Source organism: Sediminimonas qiaohouensis DSM 21189 (assembly GCF_000423645.1).
GTDB classification, from domain to species: domain Bacteria; phylum Pseudomonadota; class Alphaproteobacteria; order Rhodobacterales; family Rhodobacteraceae; genus Sediminimonas; species Sediminimonas qiaohouensis.
Window position 1 is genome coordinate 1 of record NZ_AUIJ01000015.1, and the last position, 13,872, is coordinate 13,872.

The following is a 13,872-nucleotide window of genomic DNA, read 5'->3' on the forward strand; positions in this document are numbered from 1 at the left end:
CCGGTCGGCGCAGCCTCCCAGATCATCTCCGGGTCAAACCAGACTGTCAGCGAGCCACGGCGCTTGAGCGCTTCGTTATAGGCCGGCCAGTTCCTGGTCTTGTAGGTTGGGGGTGTGGGTCTGCTCATGTCGCCCAGCTACCACACTGGATTCGCGACATGAATCCCTCACGCGCTTTGTGCAACAGAGCCCTTCGGATTGCACGTTGTCTCCCCGACACGGGGTCACCTGCACCTGAGCTTCGGGGATACATGCAGGACCACCCTTTCGGTTTCGTGTGGCTTTCCAAAGGGATAGACAGATGCAGAAATGCTGCGGCATGCCTGCCGCCGGAGCCGACATCAGAAGCCCTCTAGATGTCCCTCGCGGCTCAGCAGAGCTGCTACCTTCTCCTGTGCCTCAGCAAGTTCGTTGTCGTTCAAGCCGTGATCGTATGGGTTCGACGTTCTTTTGACCCCGGCCCATCCGCCAAGGTCATGCGCATCGTCTATAGACAGTCCCGCCCGGCGTGAGATCGTTTTCCACGTGTGACGGAGGGAGTGGAACGCTAGCCGCTCATCGGTCTCCCCGCCAAGAACCTTCCGTCGCAACCCGGTAAATGCCTTGGACGCAGACTTAGCAGTGCCGGTGGCAGCATTGATAGGGAAGGCGTGGAACAGCCTCTCTTGTCCTTCCTTCAACGCTTCAGAACGAAGGCGCTTTACGATGGGCTGGGCAACCACGGGCACTGGTACCACCCTCTTGGCATTCTCCGACTTGCCGCCAGCTATGAGGAAAACAGAGCCGTCTTCTTTCGATTCGGCGACGCTCACCTTCGCGATCTCGGTCACACGCGCTCCTGTCACCAGTCCCAACCGGAACAAGTCACCCATGCGGTCACCCTGAGGAACTGCCGCGAGCACCTTTTGGGTCTCCTCGGGTTTGAACTGGTCTCGTTTAGGCTCGGCCTGTTTTCTCTCTCTCGGCACGTCATCATCGGGTCGGTTGAACGGGTTGGATGTCAGCTTCACTTTCTTTCTGGCCAGCGCCCAGCGCCAGAGACCCCGCAGCATGGTCGTCAGTTTTTCAACAGTACCCGGCGTCAACGCCCTGCCCGTCTTCTTCGAGGTCTGTGCCGGAAGGAACTCGTGCTGAAAGTCCGACACCAATTCGGGGGTGATGTCGTCGAGAAACAGGGCGTCGGATGTCGTGTGCATGAACGCGCACAGGTAGTTGACTGCGGTGATGACCTCGTTCGCCGAAGTCTTGCGGAGCGGCTTGTTCCCGTATGGATTGCCCGGTGCTCTTGCATCAAGGTACTGCGACGTCGCCTTGGATAGTGGCAGGGTTGTAGCTGTGGCCACCTTCAGGAATGCCTTGCGTTCGCCCTCCGGTGCTCTCTCGGCTTCGTCGTAGATGAGGTCTCGGACAAAAAGGCCGTCGTCTCGGTCTGCCCGAAGCGCATCCGCCCACAGCTCTGCCTTCTCCAAGCTGAACCTGTGCCGGGCGCGATACTCGATCTCCAACTTCCGCACTTCGGCTAGGTAGATGTCGCGCAACTTCTTGGCGCTGGGCAGATGCCGTTGCCCTTCCATCGGCCTGATGATCCAAGTGCCGAGCGGCTTGCCTTCCGACCATGGGTTTGGGGTTCCCCGAAGGCTTTTCGGAGTCTTCATCCTGAAGCGATAAGCCGTTCCCGCTCCCCTCGGTTGCTCGATGTAGTCCATTGCAGCGACCCTGTAGTGTCCTTCGGTGGTGTCCTTAACACCACAAGCCGGCTCCTACTATCCTGCAAGTAACTTGAATTGCAATGTTTTTTTGATCTGGCGACCCCGGCAGGATTCGAACCTGCAACCTGCCCCTTAGGAGGGGGCTGCTCTATCCAGTTGAGCCACGGGGCCGCGTGTGGGGTCTTTAGCGATTGCGCGCCGCTTGAACAAGGTCGGTGGTTCACGCTAGCATCACCCCTGACGCATTTTCAGGACGAATTGCCGTGACAGCACACCCGCCCCGCCCGTTGACCCTGCGCGATGTATCCGAGGCGTCGGGGGTATCGGAAATGACCGTCAGCCGCGTGTTGCGCGGCAAGGGCGATGTTTCCCCCGCCACGCGAGAGCGGGTTCTAGCGGCGGCCAAGGCGCTGGGCTACGTGCCCAACAAGATCGCCGGCGCGCTGGCCAGCCAGCGGGTTAACCTGGTGGCGGTGATCATCCCGTCGATGTCCAACATGGTGTTTCCCGAGGTGATGACCGGCATCAGCAAGGTGCTAGAGGATACCGATCTGCAACCGGTGGTGGGCATCACCGACTACCTGCCGGAGAAGGAAGAAAAGGTCCTCTACGAGATGCTGTCGTGGCGGCCCTCGGGGGTGATCATCGCGGGGCTGGAGCACTCGGACGCATCGCGCGCTATGCTGCGGGCGGCGGGTATCCCGGTGGTGGAAATCATGGATGTCGATGGCCACCCTGTTGACGCGATGGTGGGCATTTCGCACCGCCGCGCCGGGCGCGAGATGGGGCAGGCGATCCTGAAGGCGGGGTACAGGAAAATCGGCTTCCTGGGCACCAAGATGCCGCTGGATCACCGCGCGCGCAAGCGGTTCGAAGGGTTCACGCAGGCGCTGGCCAAGGGCGGTATTGAGATAGCCGATCAGGAATTCTACTCGGGCGGGTCCGCCTTGGCCAAGGGGCGCGAGATGACCCAAGCGATACTCGAGCGCAACCCGGATCTGGATTTCCTGTATTATTCCAATGACATGATCGGGGCGGGTGGTTTGCTCTACCTGATCGAGCAGGGCTATGATATTCCCGCGCAAATCGGGCTCGCGGGGTTCAACGGCGTCGAGTTGCTGCAAGGTCTGCCGCGCAAGCTGGCCACGATGGACGCGTGCCGTGCCGAGATCGGGCGCCGCGCCGCCGAGATTATCGTCGCGCGCAGCAAGGGCGAGGATCCCGCCGAAAGCGCCGTTGTTTTGACCCCCACCATCAGCTATGGCGATACCCTGCGCCGCTGACTACCCGCTTTGCATGTTTCATCTTGCCACAAATACTCCGGGGGAGCGCGAGGGGGCAGCGTCCCCTCGCCCCGTTTGCCGAATGCGACGCAACGGCGTTCTGGCCATTCCTGGGCACGGCAGGTCATAAGGGCGTCAGACATGCGAACAGGGAGGACGACCATGTATGACGTGATTGGCAGCACCAAGAGCCGCGCATTCCGCGTGATGTGGATGCTGGAGGAACTGGAAGAGCCCTATACCCATACGGATGTGGGCCCTCATTCCGACGCGGCCCGCATGGCGAACCCATCCGGCAAGATCCCCGCGCTGCGCGACGGGGATGCGGTGCTGACCGATTCTACCGCGATCCTGACCTATCTGGCCGACAAGCACGGCAAGCTGACCTACCCCGCCGGCACGGTGGAGCGCGCGCAGCAGGATGCGCTGACGCATACGGCGCTGGACGAGTTGGATGCCGTGTTGTGGACAGCCGCGCGACACAGTTTCGTGCTGCCCGAGGAACAGCGCGTGCCGCAGGTGAAAGACAGCCTGAAATGGGAATTCGCGCGCAATGCGGCGCGGCTGGCCGAGCGGATCGAGGGTCCGTTCCTGATGGGGGACCGGATGACCATCGCCGATATTATCACCGCGCATTGCCTGAACTGGGCTTATGGCGCGAAATTCCCGGTCGAGGATGAGTGCCTGTTGAGCTACGCCAAGGCGATGCGCGGGCGTGAGGCGTTCAAGCGCGCCGCGGGCAAATAGCCGCAGGCGCGCGCTTTGGTGGTGCAACGAAACGCCAAAGCGCCGCAGGGGCATAGATTTCCATCGGTTCACAATTGCGGCCCGGGGCACTAGTCTGCGCGCAGCGAGACAACCCAAAGGATAAGACCCATGACACAGCGCCTGCACCTGGTTTTCGGCGGTGAACTGGTTGACCCGTCCTCGAACAAGTTCAAGAACGTGGACGATATTCATCTCGTCGGTATCTTTCCCGATTACGATAGCGCGCATAACGCGTGGAAGGCCGAGGCGCAGCGCACCGTCGACAATGCACATATGCGGTATTTCATCGCGCATCTTCACCGGTTGCGCGACGAAGAGACCGAGGCATCGCCGACCGAGGAACTGGGCTAACGCGCGATGGTTCTGCGCCTGCTGGGGCTGTCGGCCTACATGACATTGGTGCGCGGCAATGCGACCGAAGAGACGCGCCAATTGCCAGAGCGCCCCGAGGGCGAGCTCGTCTGGGGCCATGCGGGCAGTCGCGGGCGGGTGCTGGCGCTGTGCGATCTGGCCGAGCGGCTGGCGGTGCAGCGCCCCGGTTTGCGGCTGCTGCTGACGGTGGGCGAGGATACGGGCGCCTTGCCCGACCTGCCAAGCCGGGTGATCGTGCAGACGGTGCCGCCCGAATCGATCCCGGCGATCGAGGCGTTCCTGGCCCATTGGGCGCCCGATCTGTGCATCTGGACGGTGGGGCACCTGCGCCCGGCGTTGATCGAATGCAGCGCCGAGGCGGGCATTCCGATGTTTCTGGTCGATGCGGCGGACTCGGGGTTTGAGGGCGTGCGCGGGCGGCCGTGGCCCGACCCGGCGCGCGCGGTTTTGCGGCATTTCGAATGCGTGATGGCGTCATCGGCGAATGCATCGCGCCGGTTGGTCCGCCTTGGCGTGGCGACAGAGCGGATCAGCGTCAGCGGCACCTTGCAAAGCGGCACAAGTGCCCTGCCGTGCAACGAGGATGAGCGCGAGGCGCTGGAGGCGGCAATCGGCGGGCGGCCCGTCTGGCTGGCGGCGCTTGTGCAGGCAAGCGAGCTGCAGGTCATCATCGACGCGCATCGCGCCGCGCTGCGATCTGCGCATCGGCGGCTTTTGATCGTGGTGCCGGATGATCCGAGCCAGGGCGTGGAAATGGCGCAATCCCTGCGGGCAAAGGGATGGCGCGTGGCGCGCTGGTCTCTGGGTGAGGTGCCACAGGAGGTGACGCAAATCCTGCTGGTCGATACGGACGAGCATGATCTGGGGCTATGGTACCGGCTGGCGCCGATCACGTTCATGGGCAGTTCTCTGGACGCAGGTCATGGCGGGCGGGATCCGTTCGGGCCGGCGGCGCTTGGATCGGCTATATTGCACGGGCCGAACGTGGCGCGGTATCGCCCGGCTTATACCCGTTTTTCCGAGGCAGGCGCCGCGCGTTCGATCAAGGACGCCGAGACGCTGGCCGCGGCGCTGACGCATCTGACCGCGCCGGATCAGGCCGCGGCGATGGCGCATGCGGCGTGGACGGTTGCCACCGATGGGGCCGAGGTGACGAATCGGGTGGTTGACCTGGCGCAGGACGCTCTGGACCGGCAGGAGGGGGCATGATGCGCGCACCTGGGTTTTGGTACACCCCGCCCGCGCGCCCGGCATGGCAGGCGCGTTTGCTGGCGCCGCTGGGGGCGCTTTACGCATGGGCGACGGCGCGGCGGGTGTCGCAGGCAAATGGCGCGCGCGTGGGGGTGCCGGTGATCTGTGTTGGCAACCTGAACGCCGGGGGCACCGGCAAGACGCCGACGGTGATCGCCCTGCTGGACATGCTGCGTAGTCGGCATATCGAGGCGCATGTCGTCTCGCGCGGGCATGGCGGTCGGTTGACCGGGCCGGTCGAGGTAGACCCGGCGCGCCACACTGCGGCCCAAGTGGGCGACGAGCCGCTGCTGCTGGCGGCGTTCGGACGCGTGTGGGTGGCGCGGGACCGGGCCGCCGGCGCGGCGCAGGCGGTGCGTGCCGGGGCGCAGGTGATCGTGATGGATGACGGGTTCCAGAACCCGGCGCTGCACAAGGATCTATCGATCGTGGTGGTGGACGCGTCCAAGGGGTTCGGCAACGGCCGCTGCCTGCCTGCCGGGCCGCTGCGCGAGCCGGTGGCGGCGGGGCTGGCGCGCGCCGACATGGTGCTGTCGATCGGTTCCGGCGAAGCGCAGGAACGGTTCGCGGCGCAATGGGGTGATGCGATCGGGGCGTTGCCGCATGTCACCGGCGCGCTTGCGCCGTTGCAAACCGGCATGTCGTGGGACGACACGCCGTTCCTTGCCTTTGCCGGGATCGGCCACCCCGAGAAGTTTTTTGCCACGCTGCGCAGTCTGGGCGCGCACCTGATCCGGGCGGAGGCGCTGGATGATCATCAGGCGCTGACGCCCGCGCTGCTGTCGCGGTTGGAGCACGAGGCGCGGCTGCGCGGGGCGCAGCTTGTCACCACGGAAAAGGACGCGGTGCGCCTGCCGCCGCGGTTCCGGGCGCAGGTGATCACGCTGCCGGTGCGGTTGCAGGTCTACGATGACGCGCCGCTGGCGGCGGCGTTTGATGCGCTGCTTTGATGCCGGGCGGCTGTTGTCCGCCCGGCGTGGTGCAGTCTAGGTGCCGTTGTCCTCGCCCAGTTTGGGGGCGGGACGCGTCAGCGCCAGATCGGCGCCCGAGAACCGGAAGGGTGCACGCACGCCCGGCACGCCGTCCAGGTCGATGCGCATGCCGCGCGCGATGACCTGCGGGTCGGCAAAGACCTCGGCCATGTCGTTGATCGGGCCGGCGGGAATGCCCTGCTCCTCGCAGCCCGACAGCAGATCGGCCTTGGTCATCTTGGCGGTCTCCGCCATCAGCAGGGCGATCATCTCGGGGCGGTTTTCCACGCGGTCGGCATTGCGCAGGAACTTTGGGTCTTCGGCCATCCAATCCAGTCCCAGCAGACGGCACAGGCGTTGGTACTGCGCATCGTTGCCGGTGGCGATGATGATGTAGCCGTCGCTGCAATCGAACACCTGGTAGGGCGTCAGGTTGGGATGGTAGTTGCCTGTGCGCCCCGGCGGGGTGCCGGTGGACAGGTAATTGAGCGCCTGGTTGGCGGTCACTGATACGGCCACGTCCAGAAGGGACATGTCGATATGCTGCCCGCGCCCGGTCTGGGTGCGCTGGTGCACGGCGGCCAGGATGGCGGTGGTGGAATAGACGCCTGTGAAAATGTCGGTGATCGCCACGCCTGCGCGCTGCGGCTGGCCGTCGGGCTCGCCGGTGATCGACATCAAGCCCGACATGCCCTGAATGATGTAATCGTACCCGGCCCGATGGGCATAAGGCCCGTCCTGGCCGAAGCCGGTGATCGAGCAATAGATCAGCCGCGGATTGACGGCGGCGAGGCTGTCGTAATCAAGGCCGTACTTGGCCAGCCCGCCAAGCTTGAAATTCTCGATCACGATATCGGCGTCGGCAATCAGGTCGCGCACCTGCGCCTGCCCTTCGGGCGTGCGGAAATCGATGGTGACGCTGGATTTGCCGCGATTGCAGGAGTGGAAGTAAGCCGCGCTGCGGTCATCGCCGCGCTGCACGAAGGGCGGGCCCCACTGGCGGGTATCGTCGCCTGCGGGGCTTTCGACCTTGATAACCTCGGCGCCCAGATCGGCGAGCGTCTGACCGGCCCAGGGGCCGGCCAGGATGCGCGCCAGTTCAACGACCTTGAGGCCGGCAAGTGGTGCGCGTGTCATTCGTCGGCCAGCTTCTCGTCAAGGATCGAGGACAGCTCTTCATAGGCCATGTTCGAGTATTTCTGCCCGTCGATGACAAGGCTCGGGGTGGAATCGATATCGTCCGCCTCGGCGTTCTGCTGATACCACGCGACCAGTGTGCGCGCCTTATCGTTGTCGGCAAGGCAGGCATCGAGGCGTTCATCGTCCAGCCCGGCAACGCGGCCGATCTTGCGCAGGTTTTCCACGATCGCCGAGGGGTCGCCATCGCCGAGCCAGTCGCGTTGTTGGGAATAGAGCAGGTTGCCTATCCCGAAAAAGCGGTCCGGGTCGCAGCGCGCGACCAATGCGGCCCACAGGCCGAACCTGTCGAAATACACGTCGCGGTAGATGAAATGCACCTTGCCCGTGTCGATGTAATCGGCCTTGAGCTTCTTGAACGGGCCTTCGTGGAAGGTGGCGCAATGCGGGCAGGTGAACGAGGCGTATTCCACCAGCGTAACCGGCGCATCGGCATCGCCTAGCGTCATTTCCACGATGCCGGAGGTGTCCACATCGGCGGCATCCTGTGCGTTGGCCGCACCAATGGGGGGCAGTTGCGTTGAGGTCTGCTGCTGGAGCGTCCACCAGCCGCCAAGCGTCAGAAAGCCGGCGCCGAGCGCGATCAGTGCGGTTCTGCGGTTCATGTGAAACCCTTTCTCAAGTCCTGTTTTTGGAGAGCACGTTGCGCGCCAGCATTTCAAGTGCCTGGCGCAACGCGGTGTCGTTTACGTCGCCCGATAGCTGCGCCGCATCATTGGTCACGGCGGGGTTGGGGGCGGCGGTATCGGTTTCGGTGCGTTTGCGGGCATGATCGAAGCTGACTTGCCCGTCGTGAAACCCGGTCGGGGCGGTCTGGGTGATGCGCACGCGCGATATGGCGTTGTAGCCGTAGACGGCGTTCACCTTTTCGCGCAGCTTTTCCTTTTGCATTTCCAGCATCGGTGCCTGCGCGCCGGTGGTCAGGATGGTCAGCGTCGCGCCGAACCCCTGCCGGCCGTACTTTACCTCGACCGGGCGGGCGATGGCGGCAATATCGGACCCGGCGATCTCCGCCCAATGCGTCAACAGCCGCGTCACAGCAAAGCCGCGCGATTCGCCTGCGCGGCGGATCTGACCCTGTAGCAGCGTCGAGGTGCGTTTGAACCCCTTGGATTTCCGGGGGGTGGTCATTGCTTGCATCCTGTCCTTTTGCCCTATTCTAGTGGGCATGAAAACGGTTGCCATTCAATATCAGCCGCCAGGAGACATAAAGTTTGCGTGACGAAGCCCATTTTGCCCCGCGCGCGGCGGACCTGCTGGCGTGGTATGACGCCAATGCGCGCGACATGCCGTGGCGCGTGCCCCCGGCGGCGCGCGCGGCGGGGGCGCGGCCCGATCCGTATGCGGTATGGCTGTCCGAGGTGATGTTGCAGCAAACCACCGTGGCCGCGGTGCGCGGGTATTTCGAGCGGTTCATGACGCGGTGGCCGGACGTGGCGGCGCTGGCCGCGGCCGACGATGGCGACGTGATGGCCGAGTGGGCGGGGCTGGGATACTACGCGCGGGCGCGCAACCTGTTGAAATGCGCGCGGGCTGTGGTGGCTGATCACGGCGGGCGGTTTCCGGGCACGCGCGCGGATTTGCAGGCGTTGCCGGGGATCGGACCCTATACCGCCGCGGCAATCGCGGCGATCGCGTTCGACCGGCCCGAGGTGGTTGTCGATGGCAACGTGGAGCGGGTGATGGCACGGCTGCATGATCACCGCGAGGCACTACCGGGGGCCAAGCGTGCGCTGACCGAAATGGCGGCGGCGCTGACGCCAGATGCGCGGCCGGGCGATTATGCGCAGGCGGTGATGGACCTGGGCGCGACGATCTGCACGCCGAAAAGCCCCGCCTGCGGCATCTGCCCATGGTGGGCCGCGTGCAAGGCGCGCGCGGCGGGGAGTGCGGCGGACCTACCGGTGAAGACCCCCAAGAAGGCCAAACCGGTGCGCCACGGCCACGCCTACGTGGCGCGGCGGCGCGATGGCGCGTGGCTGTTGGAACGACGGCCCGAGCGCGGGTTGCTTGGCGGGATGCTGGGCTGGCCGGGGTCGGAGTGGGTCGAGGCGCAGGCGCCGCATGACGCGCCGCCGGTGGTGGCGGACTGGCGCACGGTGGCGGGCGAGGCGCGGCACACGTTCACGCATTTCCATTTGCGCCTGTGCATATATGTCGCCGATCTTCCGCTTGACGTGGACCCGGGCACGGGTGTCTTTATTCCGGCGCAGGCGTTCCGGCCTTCGGACTTGCCGACCGTGATGCGCAAGGTTTTCGATCTGGCGCGAGGTGAGTTCGATACGGCAGGGTAGCCTGATCCCGGCCAATACGGAGCATGACCATGATCCCTTCGTCCCAAACCGCCCGTTGGCAAAATGCGCTGCCGTTCTGGATGACGCTTGCCCTGATTCCGGTTGCATGGCTTGGGGCGTTGCAGGGCGGCTGGACCGTGATCCTGTTGCCGATCGTGACCTGGTACTTCTTTTCCGCGCTCGATGCGATCCTTGGCCTGAACCTTGAAAACGCCGATCCCGAGACGGACGAGGATCAACTGACGTGGTATCGGGCGATCACGCTGATCTGGGCGCCACTGCAGTTTATCACGTTGTTCGGACTGATCTGGTACGTGCCGCGCGCAGAACACCTTGGCGCGCTGGAGACCATCGTGCTGTTCTTCGGGGTGGGGGTGATTACCGGGACGGTGGGCATTCCCTATAGTCATGAGCTGATGCATCAGACCAACCGTTTGGAGCGAGGCTTGGCCGATTTCCTGCTGGCGATGGTCCTGTATTCGCATTTCCGATCCGAGCATCTGCTGGTCCATCACGTCCATGTGGGCACGCCGCGCGATGCTGTCACTGCGCGGTATAACGAGGGGTTCCACAGGTATTTCCGGCGCGTGTTGCGCGAATCCCTGATCTCGGCCTTTCGGGCCGAGGCGGCGCGGCTGGAGCGCAAGGGGCGTCCGTGGACCGACCGGGCCAACCCGTTCTGGCGCTATTGGGCGCTTCAGGCGGCGATGCTGCTTTTGGCGCCGCTGCTAGGGGGGTGGATCGGGGTGCTTCTGTTTGTGTGGCAGGCGTTTATCGCGATCTGGCAACTGGAGCTGACCAACTATGTCGAGCATTATGCCCTGACCCGCAAGCATCTGGGCGATGGCAAATACGAGCATGTGAAGCCGCATCATTCGTGGAACGCCGCGCACAAGGCCAGCAATTGGTTGCTGATAAACCTGCAACGCCATTCGGATCATCACTACAAGCCGAACCGGCGGTTTCCCCTGCTGCAGAACTATACCGAGGCGGAGGCGCCGCAATTGCCGTATGGCTATCCGATCATGACCATGGCGGCGATGATCCCGTCGGTGTGGCGCCGGGTGATGAACCCGCGCGTGCGCCGCTGGCGTGATATGTATTACCCCGAGATCACCGATTGGCGGCCCTACAACAAGGCGCAAACGCCGCTGCCAGAATAACGCGCGGCCCGATGAAAAAGGGCCCCGCCGGGCAGGCGGGGCCAGTCGGGTGCCCGCGATGTCAGGCAACGGGCACCGGCGGTAACTGTATCGCGTTCAGGCGGTTTTCTCGGCCCGGATCTGTTGGCGCAGCAGGTCGATGGGAACGGTCTTGCCGTCGCGCTTGAAGCACCAGTAGGTCCAGCCATTACAGCTTGGCGCGCCTTCCAGCGCGGCGCCGACCTGATGGATCGAGCCATTGACGCCATCGGCGACCAGGGTGCCATCGGCGCGGACCTTGGCGGCGGCCTTGCCGTTGACCGAGGTCAGAACCTCGCCCGGGCGCAGCAATCCGCGTTCGATGAGTTGGCCGAAGGGAATGCGCGGCTCTGACCGTTTGGAGGCGCTGACTTGTAGCGCCTCGCGGTCATAGCGGCGCACGGCGGCGATGCGCTTCTCGGCGGCGGTGCGATAGGCGGCCTCGCGTTCAATACCGATGAAATCCCGGCCCAGCATCTTGGCCACGGCGCCGGTGGTGCCGGTGCCGAAGAACGGATCGAGCACCACGTCGCCGGCATTGGTCGAGCCGACCAGAACCCGGTGCAGCAGGCCTTCGGGCTTCTGCGTGGGGTGGGCCTTGTTGCCCTCGTCATCCTTGAGGCGCTCATGCCCCGAACAGATCGGCAGGACCCAATCGCTCCGCATCTGGATGCCCTCATTGAGGGATTTCAGCGCCTCGTAGTTGAAGGTGTATTTCGCGCCTTCCGACTTGCTGGCCCAGATCATGGTTTCGTGGGCGTTGGTAAAACGCTTGCCACGGAAATTCGGCATCGGGTTGGATTTGCGCCAGACGACGTCGTTCAAGATCCAGTAGCCGGCGTTCTGCATCGCGGCGCCGACGCGAAAAATGTTGTGGTACGAACCGATAACCCAGATCGCCCCGCCGGGCTTGAGCAGGCGGCGCGCGGCGGTCAGCCACCCTTGGGTGAAGCGATCATAGGCCTCGAACGAGGCGAATTGATCCCATGCGTCATCGACGGCATCGACGCGGCTATTGTCGGGACGATGCAAATCGCCCTTGAGCTGCAGGTTATAGGGCGGGTCCGCAAAGATCAGGTCCACCGAGTTTTCCGGCAGACTGTTCATCACTTCGATGCAGTCGCCATCCAGAATCGTATTGAGGGGGAGCGCATCTGCGCCCTTGGTCTTTGTCATTGCTGTCATTCTCTGCCTCTGGAACCGGCGCGGTTTTGATGCGCTCTGTGATCGAAGACAAAGATGAGTCAAACCTGATTCGTGGTCAATTTCTTTTTTGAATCAGTCACTTACATTTTTATATTGATACAAGATATTGTGCACTGGTTTGAAAGAACGCCTATGGTGTGGGGTGACACCAAGATTTTGAAGCGCCTCTCTGTGGCTTTTTGACGGGTAGCCGGCGTTTTGCTCCCATCCGTAGCCGGGAAACTGTTGCGCCAAATCCCGCATGTGTGCGTCGCGCCATGTTTTCGCCACGATCGAAGCCGCCGCGATCGACAGCGAAAGCCCGTCACCGCGCACCACGCACTGCGCGGGAATGACCGTATTGTCAGGGATCATGTGCCCGTCGATCAGCAGGTGATCGGGCGGCGACGGTAGTCCGGCGATGGCGCGCGTCATGGCAAGGTGGCTGGCGCGCAGGATATTGAGCGTATCGATTTCCTCGACGCTGGCATGGGCGATACTGACCTCGGCCACGTCCAGCAATGTCGCGCAGAGCGCCTCGCGCCGCTTGGGCGTCAGTTTCTTGGAATCGTTCAAGCCACCGGGAATGTTGTCCGGATCTAGCACCACGGCGGCGGCGGTGACGGGCCCGGCTAGCGGGCCGCGCCCAACCTCGTCTACCCCGGCGATGCGGGGCGCGCCGGCCAGTATCGCGGCGCGTTCAAGGGTGAAGTCGGGCCCGTCCATAAGGCGGGGTAAAGCGCGGATTGGCCGGGGGCGCAACGAAAAAGGGCCGGGTAGGTCAGATAACGGCTGTGCGGACAACGCGGGCGTTTGGGAATGTTCGGGACGTGGGTAAGCTGGTCTTGAGCGGACCTTTGATATAGCGCCCTGCGCGGTATCAAGGTCGAAGCCCGCCGATGCGCGGCTCTTGAACCGATCGCTCAACGGCAACACCAAGCCATACGCCGCCCATACCGCGCCAGCCTGATCCGGCACAAAGGGCCGGGTCGTGACCCGGCCCCATTTGCGGTGATGGGCAGTTCAGCGGTGCGCCAGGTGATAGCCGTGCTGACGCAAGCAGCCGACGGAGTAGCCGTGGCGGCCGTAGTTGGCGTGGCGATGGTGGTTGCCGCCAATCCGTACGGCGCAGGCGCGCGGCAGGCTATCGGTAAAGCGATAGTTGCGGTTCAGGCAGCGCGAGCCGAACACCCGGCGCGGCTCGCCATATCGGCTCTGAGCGCGGATCATGCAATGGCGTGGCAGCGAATGGCGCTGCACGCGGCGCGGCAAGGGGCGCGGTATGACCACCGGATCGGGGTCATAGCGCCGGGTGACATGGCCGCGATTGCGGCGATTGTCACGATCGCTAAGGGCGCCGGCGATGATCGCGACGGCAGCGATACCGGCGATGGCGCGGGCGACGTCACGATTGCCCGCCTGGGCGGTGGTTGCAGATAGACCCGAGAGGGCGAGAGAGGCCGCGACAACGGCGGCAATGAATGGGCGGGACATGGCAGGTTCCTTTCGTGCGCATTTCGGTGGTCGGTGCGTGATCGGATAGCGCCGACCGGCATGTTCAAACTTGGGCGCAGGTGGCAAAGACAAGCAATAACGGGGCAGTGTTATCGGATAGCAGACCGCAATGACCCCTTTGGATATTGTATATCAGGCCTCCCATG

14 protein-coding genes, 1 tRNA gene and 1 pseudogene are annotated in these 13,872 nt (G+C 63.9%); 7 read left to right on the top strand and 9 right to left on the bottom strand.

The features are described 5' to 3' along the window. From G568_RS20295 to G568_RS0112565, 3 genes and pseudogenes are all read right to left on the bottom strand, one after another. Positions 1 to 128, bottom strand: a pseudogene (locus G568_RS20295) (IS5/IS1182 family transposase); the annotation flags it as partial. A 213-nt stretch (positions 129 to 341) separates the two neighbouring features. Then, the gene (locus G568_RS0112560) at positions 342 to 1,706 is read right to left on the bottom strand and encodes a tyrosine-type recombinase/integrase (RefSeq protein ID WP_026758371.1); all 1,365 of its coding nucleotides are present in this window, start codon (positions 1,704 to 1,706) and stop codon (positions 342 to 344) included. 97 nt (positions 1,707 to 1,803) lie between these two features. Then, positions 1,804 to 1,880, bottom strand: a tRNA-Arg gene (locus tag G568_RS0112565). 92 nt (positions 1,881 to 1,972) lie between these two features. Between G568_RS0112565 and G568_RS0112570 the strand changes: the two genes are divergently transcribed. The 5 genes from G568_RS0112570 (at position 1,973) to lpxK (ending at position 6,333) form a co-directional block, all read left to right on the top strand. Next, entirely contained in the window at positions 1,973 to 2,992 is a 1,020-nt protein-coding gene (locus tag G568_RS0112570; protein ID WP_026758372.1) for a LacI family DNA-binding transcriptional regulator, read from the top strand. Between the two features lie 162 nt (positions 2,993 to 3,154). Beyond that, entirely contained in the window at positions 3,155 to 3,739 is a 585-nt protein-coding gene (locus G568_RS0112575; RefSeq protein ID WP_026758373.1) for a glutathione S-transferase family protein, read from the top strand. A gap of 129 nt (positions 3,740 to 3,868) precedes the next feature. Beyond that, a complete protein-coding gene (locus G568_RS0112580) occupies positions 3,869 to 4,111 on the top strand; it encodes a DUF4170 domain-containing protein (RefSeq protein ID WP_026758374.1) in 243 nt (80 codons plus the stop codon). A 6-nt stretch (positions 4,112 to 4,117) separates the two neighbouring features. Then, a complete protein-coding gene (locus G568_RS0112585; RefSeq protein WP_026758375.1) occupies positions 4,118 to 5,341 on the top strand; it encodes a 3-deoxy-D-manno-octulosonic acid transferase in 1,224 nt (407 codons plus the stop codon). Further along, complete coding sequence (lpxK, locus tag G568_RS0112590; RefSeq protein ID WP_026758376.1) at positions 5,341 to 6,333, top strand: tetraacyldisaccharide 4'-kinase; 993 nt, start codon at positions 5,341 to 5,343, stop codon at positions 6,331 to 6,333. The genes G568_RS0112585 and lpxK overlap by 1 nt, the downstream gene beginning before the upstream one ends. Positions 6,334 to 6,369: 36 nt before the next feature. On the opposite strand, the gene G568_RS0112595 is transcribed toward lpxK, so the two are convergent. The 3 genes from G568_RS0112595 to G568_RS0112605 are packed head-to-tail and all read right to left on the bottom strand — an operon-like array spanning position 6,370 to position 8,682. Beyond that, complete coding sequence (locus G568_RS0112595; protein WP_026758377.1) at positions 6,370 to 7,491, bottom strand: CaiB/BaiF CoA transferase family protein; 1,122 nt, start codon at positions 7,489 to 7,491, stop codon at positions 6,370 to 6,372. After that, complete coding sequence (locus G568_RS0112600; RefSeq protein WP_026758378.1) at positions 7,488 to 8,156, bottom strand: DsbA family protein; 669 nt, start codon at positions 8,154 to 8,156, stop codon at positions 7,488 to 7,490. The genes G568_RS0112595 and G568_RS0112600 overlap by 4 nt, the downstream gene beginning before the upstream one ends. A 13-nt stretch (positions 8,157 to 8,169) precedes the next feature. Further along, positions 8,170 to 8,682, bottom strand: a complete 513-nt coding sequence (locus G568_RS0112605) for a DUF721 domain-containing protein (protein ID WP_026758379.1) — start codon at positions 8,680 to 8,682, stop codon at positions 8,170 to 8,172. Positions 8,683 to 8,765: 83 nt separating this feature from the next. On the opposite strand from G568_RS0112605, the gene mutY reads away from it, so the two are divergent. Together mutY and G568_RS0112615 are read left to right on the top strand one after the other, a co-directional pair. Beyond that, positions 8,766 to 9,845, top strand: a complete 1,080-nt coding sequence (gene mutY, locus G568_RS0112610) for an A/G-specific adenine glycosylase (protein ID WP_026758380.1) — start codon at positions 8,766 to 8,768, stop codon at positions 9,843 to 9,845. 29 nt (positions 9,846 to 9,874) lie between these two features. Beyond that, positions 9,875 to 11,008, top strand: a complete 1,134-nt coding sequence (locus tag G568_RS0112615; RefSeq protein WP_026758381.1) for an alkane 1-monooxygenase — start codon at positions 9,875 to 9,877, stop codon at positions 11,006 to 11,008. 96 nt (positions 11,009 to 11,104) lie between these two features. Here G568_RS0112615 and G568_RS0112620 read toward each other — a convergent pair whose 3' ends face one another. The 3 genes from G568_RS0112620 to G568_RS0112630 all read right to left on the bottom strand — a co-directional run bounded on the left by G568_RS0112620 (position 11,105) and on the right by G568_RS0112630 (position 13,705). Beyond that, entirely contained in the window at positions 11,105 to 12,211 is a 1,107-nt protein-coding gene (locus G568_RS0112620; protein ID WP_026758382.1) for a site-specific DNA-methyltransferase, read from the bottom strand. A 93-nt stretch (positions 12,212 to 12,304) separates the two neighbouring features. After that, positions 12,305 to 12,937: a ribonuclease HII gene (locus G568_RS0112625; protein WP_026758383.1), complete on the bottom strand. Its 633-nt coding sequence runs from the start codon at positions 12,935 to 12,937 to the stop codon at positions 12,305 to 12,307. A 297-nt stretch (positions 12,938 to 13,234) separates the two neighbouring features. Continuing rightward, positions 13,235 to 13,705, bottom strand: a complete 471-nt coding sequence (locus G568_RS0112630; protein ID WP_026758384.1) for a hypothetical protein — start codon at positions 13,703 to 13,705, stop codon at positions 13,235 to 13,237. Between the last annotated feature and the right edge of the window lie 167 nt (positions 13,706 to 13,872).

What these genes read in the sequence shown, in the direction of transcription:
- G568_RS0112560 (WP_026758371.1), bottom strand. Translation starts at nt 1,706, where the DNA reads ATGGACTACATCGAGCAACCGAGGGGAGCGGGAACGGCTTATCGCTTC.
- G568_RS0112575 (WP_026758373.1), top strand. Translation starts at nt 3,155, where the DNA reads ATGTATGACGTGATTGGCAGCACCAAGAGCCGCGCATTCCGCGTGATG.
- G568_RS0112580 (WP_026758374.1), top strand. Translation starts at nt 3,869, where the DNA reads ATGACACAGCGCCTGCACCTGGTTTTCGGCGGTGAACTGGTTGACCCG.
- G568_RS0112585 (WP_026758375.1), top strand. Translation starts at nt 4,118, where the DNA reads ATGGTTCTGCGCCTGCTGGGGCTGTCGGCCTACATGACATTGGTGCGC.
- lpxK (WP_026758376.1), top strand. Translation starts at nt 5,341, where the DNA reads ATGCGCGCACCTGGGTTTTGGTACACCCCGCCCGCGCGCCCGGCATGG.
- G568_RS0112595 (WP_026758377.1), bottom strand. Translation starts at nt 7,491, where the DNA reads ATGACACGCGCACCACTTGCCGGCCTCAAGGTCGTTGAACTGGCGCGC.
- G568_RS0112600 (WP_026758378.1), bottom strand. Translation starts at nt 8,156, where the DNA reads ATGAACCGCAGAACCGCACTGATCGCGCTCGGCGCCGGCTTTCTGACG.
- G568_RS0112605 (WP_026758379.1), bottom strand. Translation starts at nt 8,682, where the DNA reads ATGACCACCCCCCGGAAATCCAAGGGGTTCAAACGCACCTCGACGCTG.
- G568_RS0112615 (WP_026758381.1), top strand. Translation starts at nt 9,875, where the DNA reads ATGATCCCTTCGTCCCAAACCGCCCGTTGGCAAAATGCGCTGCCGTTC.
- G568_RS0112620 (WP_026758382.1), bottom strand. Translation starts at nt 12,211, where the DNA reads ATGACAGCAATGACAAAGACCAAGGGCGCAGATGCGCTCCCCCTCAAT.
- G568_RS0112625 (WP_026758383.1), bottom strand. Translation starts at nt 12,937, where the DNA reads ATGGACGGGCCCGACTTCACCCTTGAACGCGCCGCGATACTGGCCGGC.
- G568_RS0112630 (WP_026758384.1), bottom strand. Translation starts at nt 13,705, where the DNA reads ATGTCCCGCCCATTCATTGCCGCCGTTGTCGCGGCCTCTCTCGCCCTC.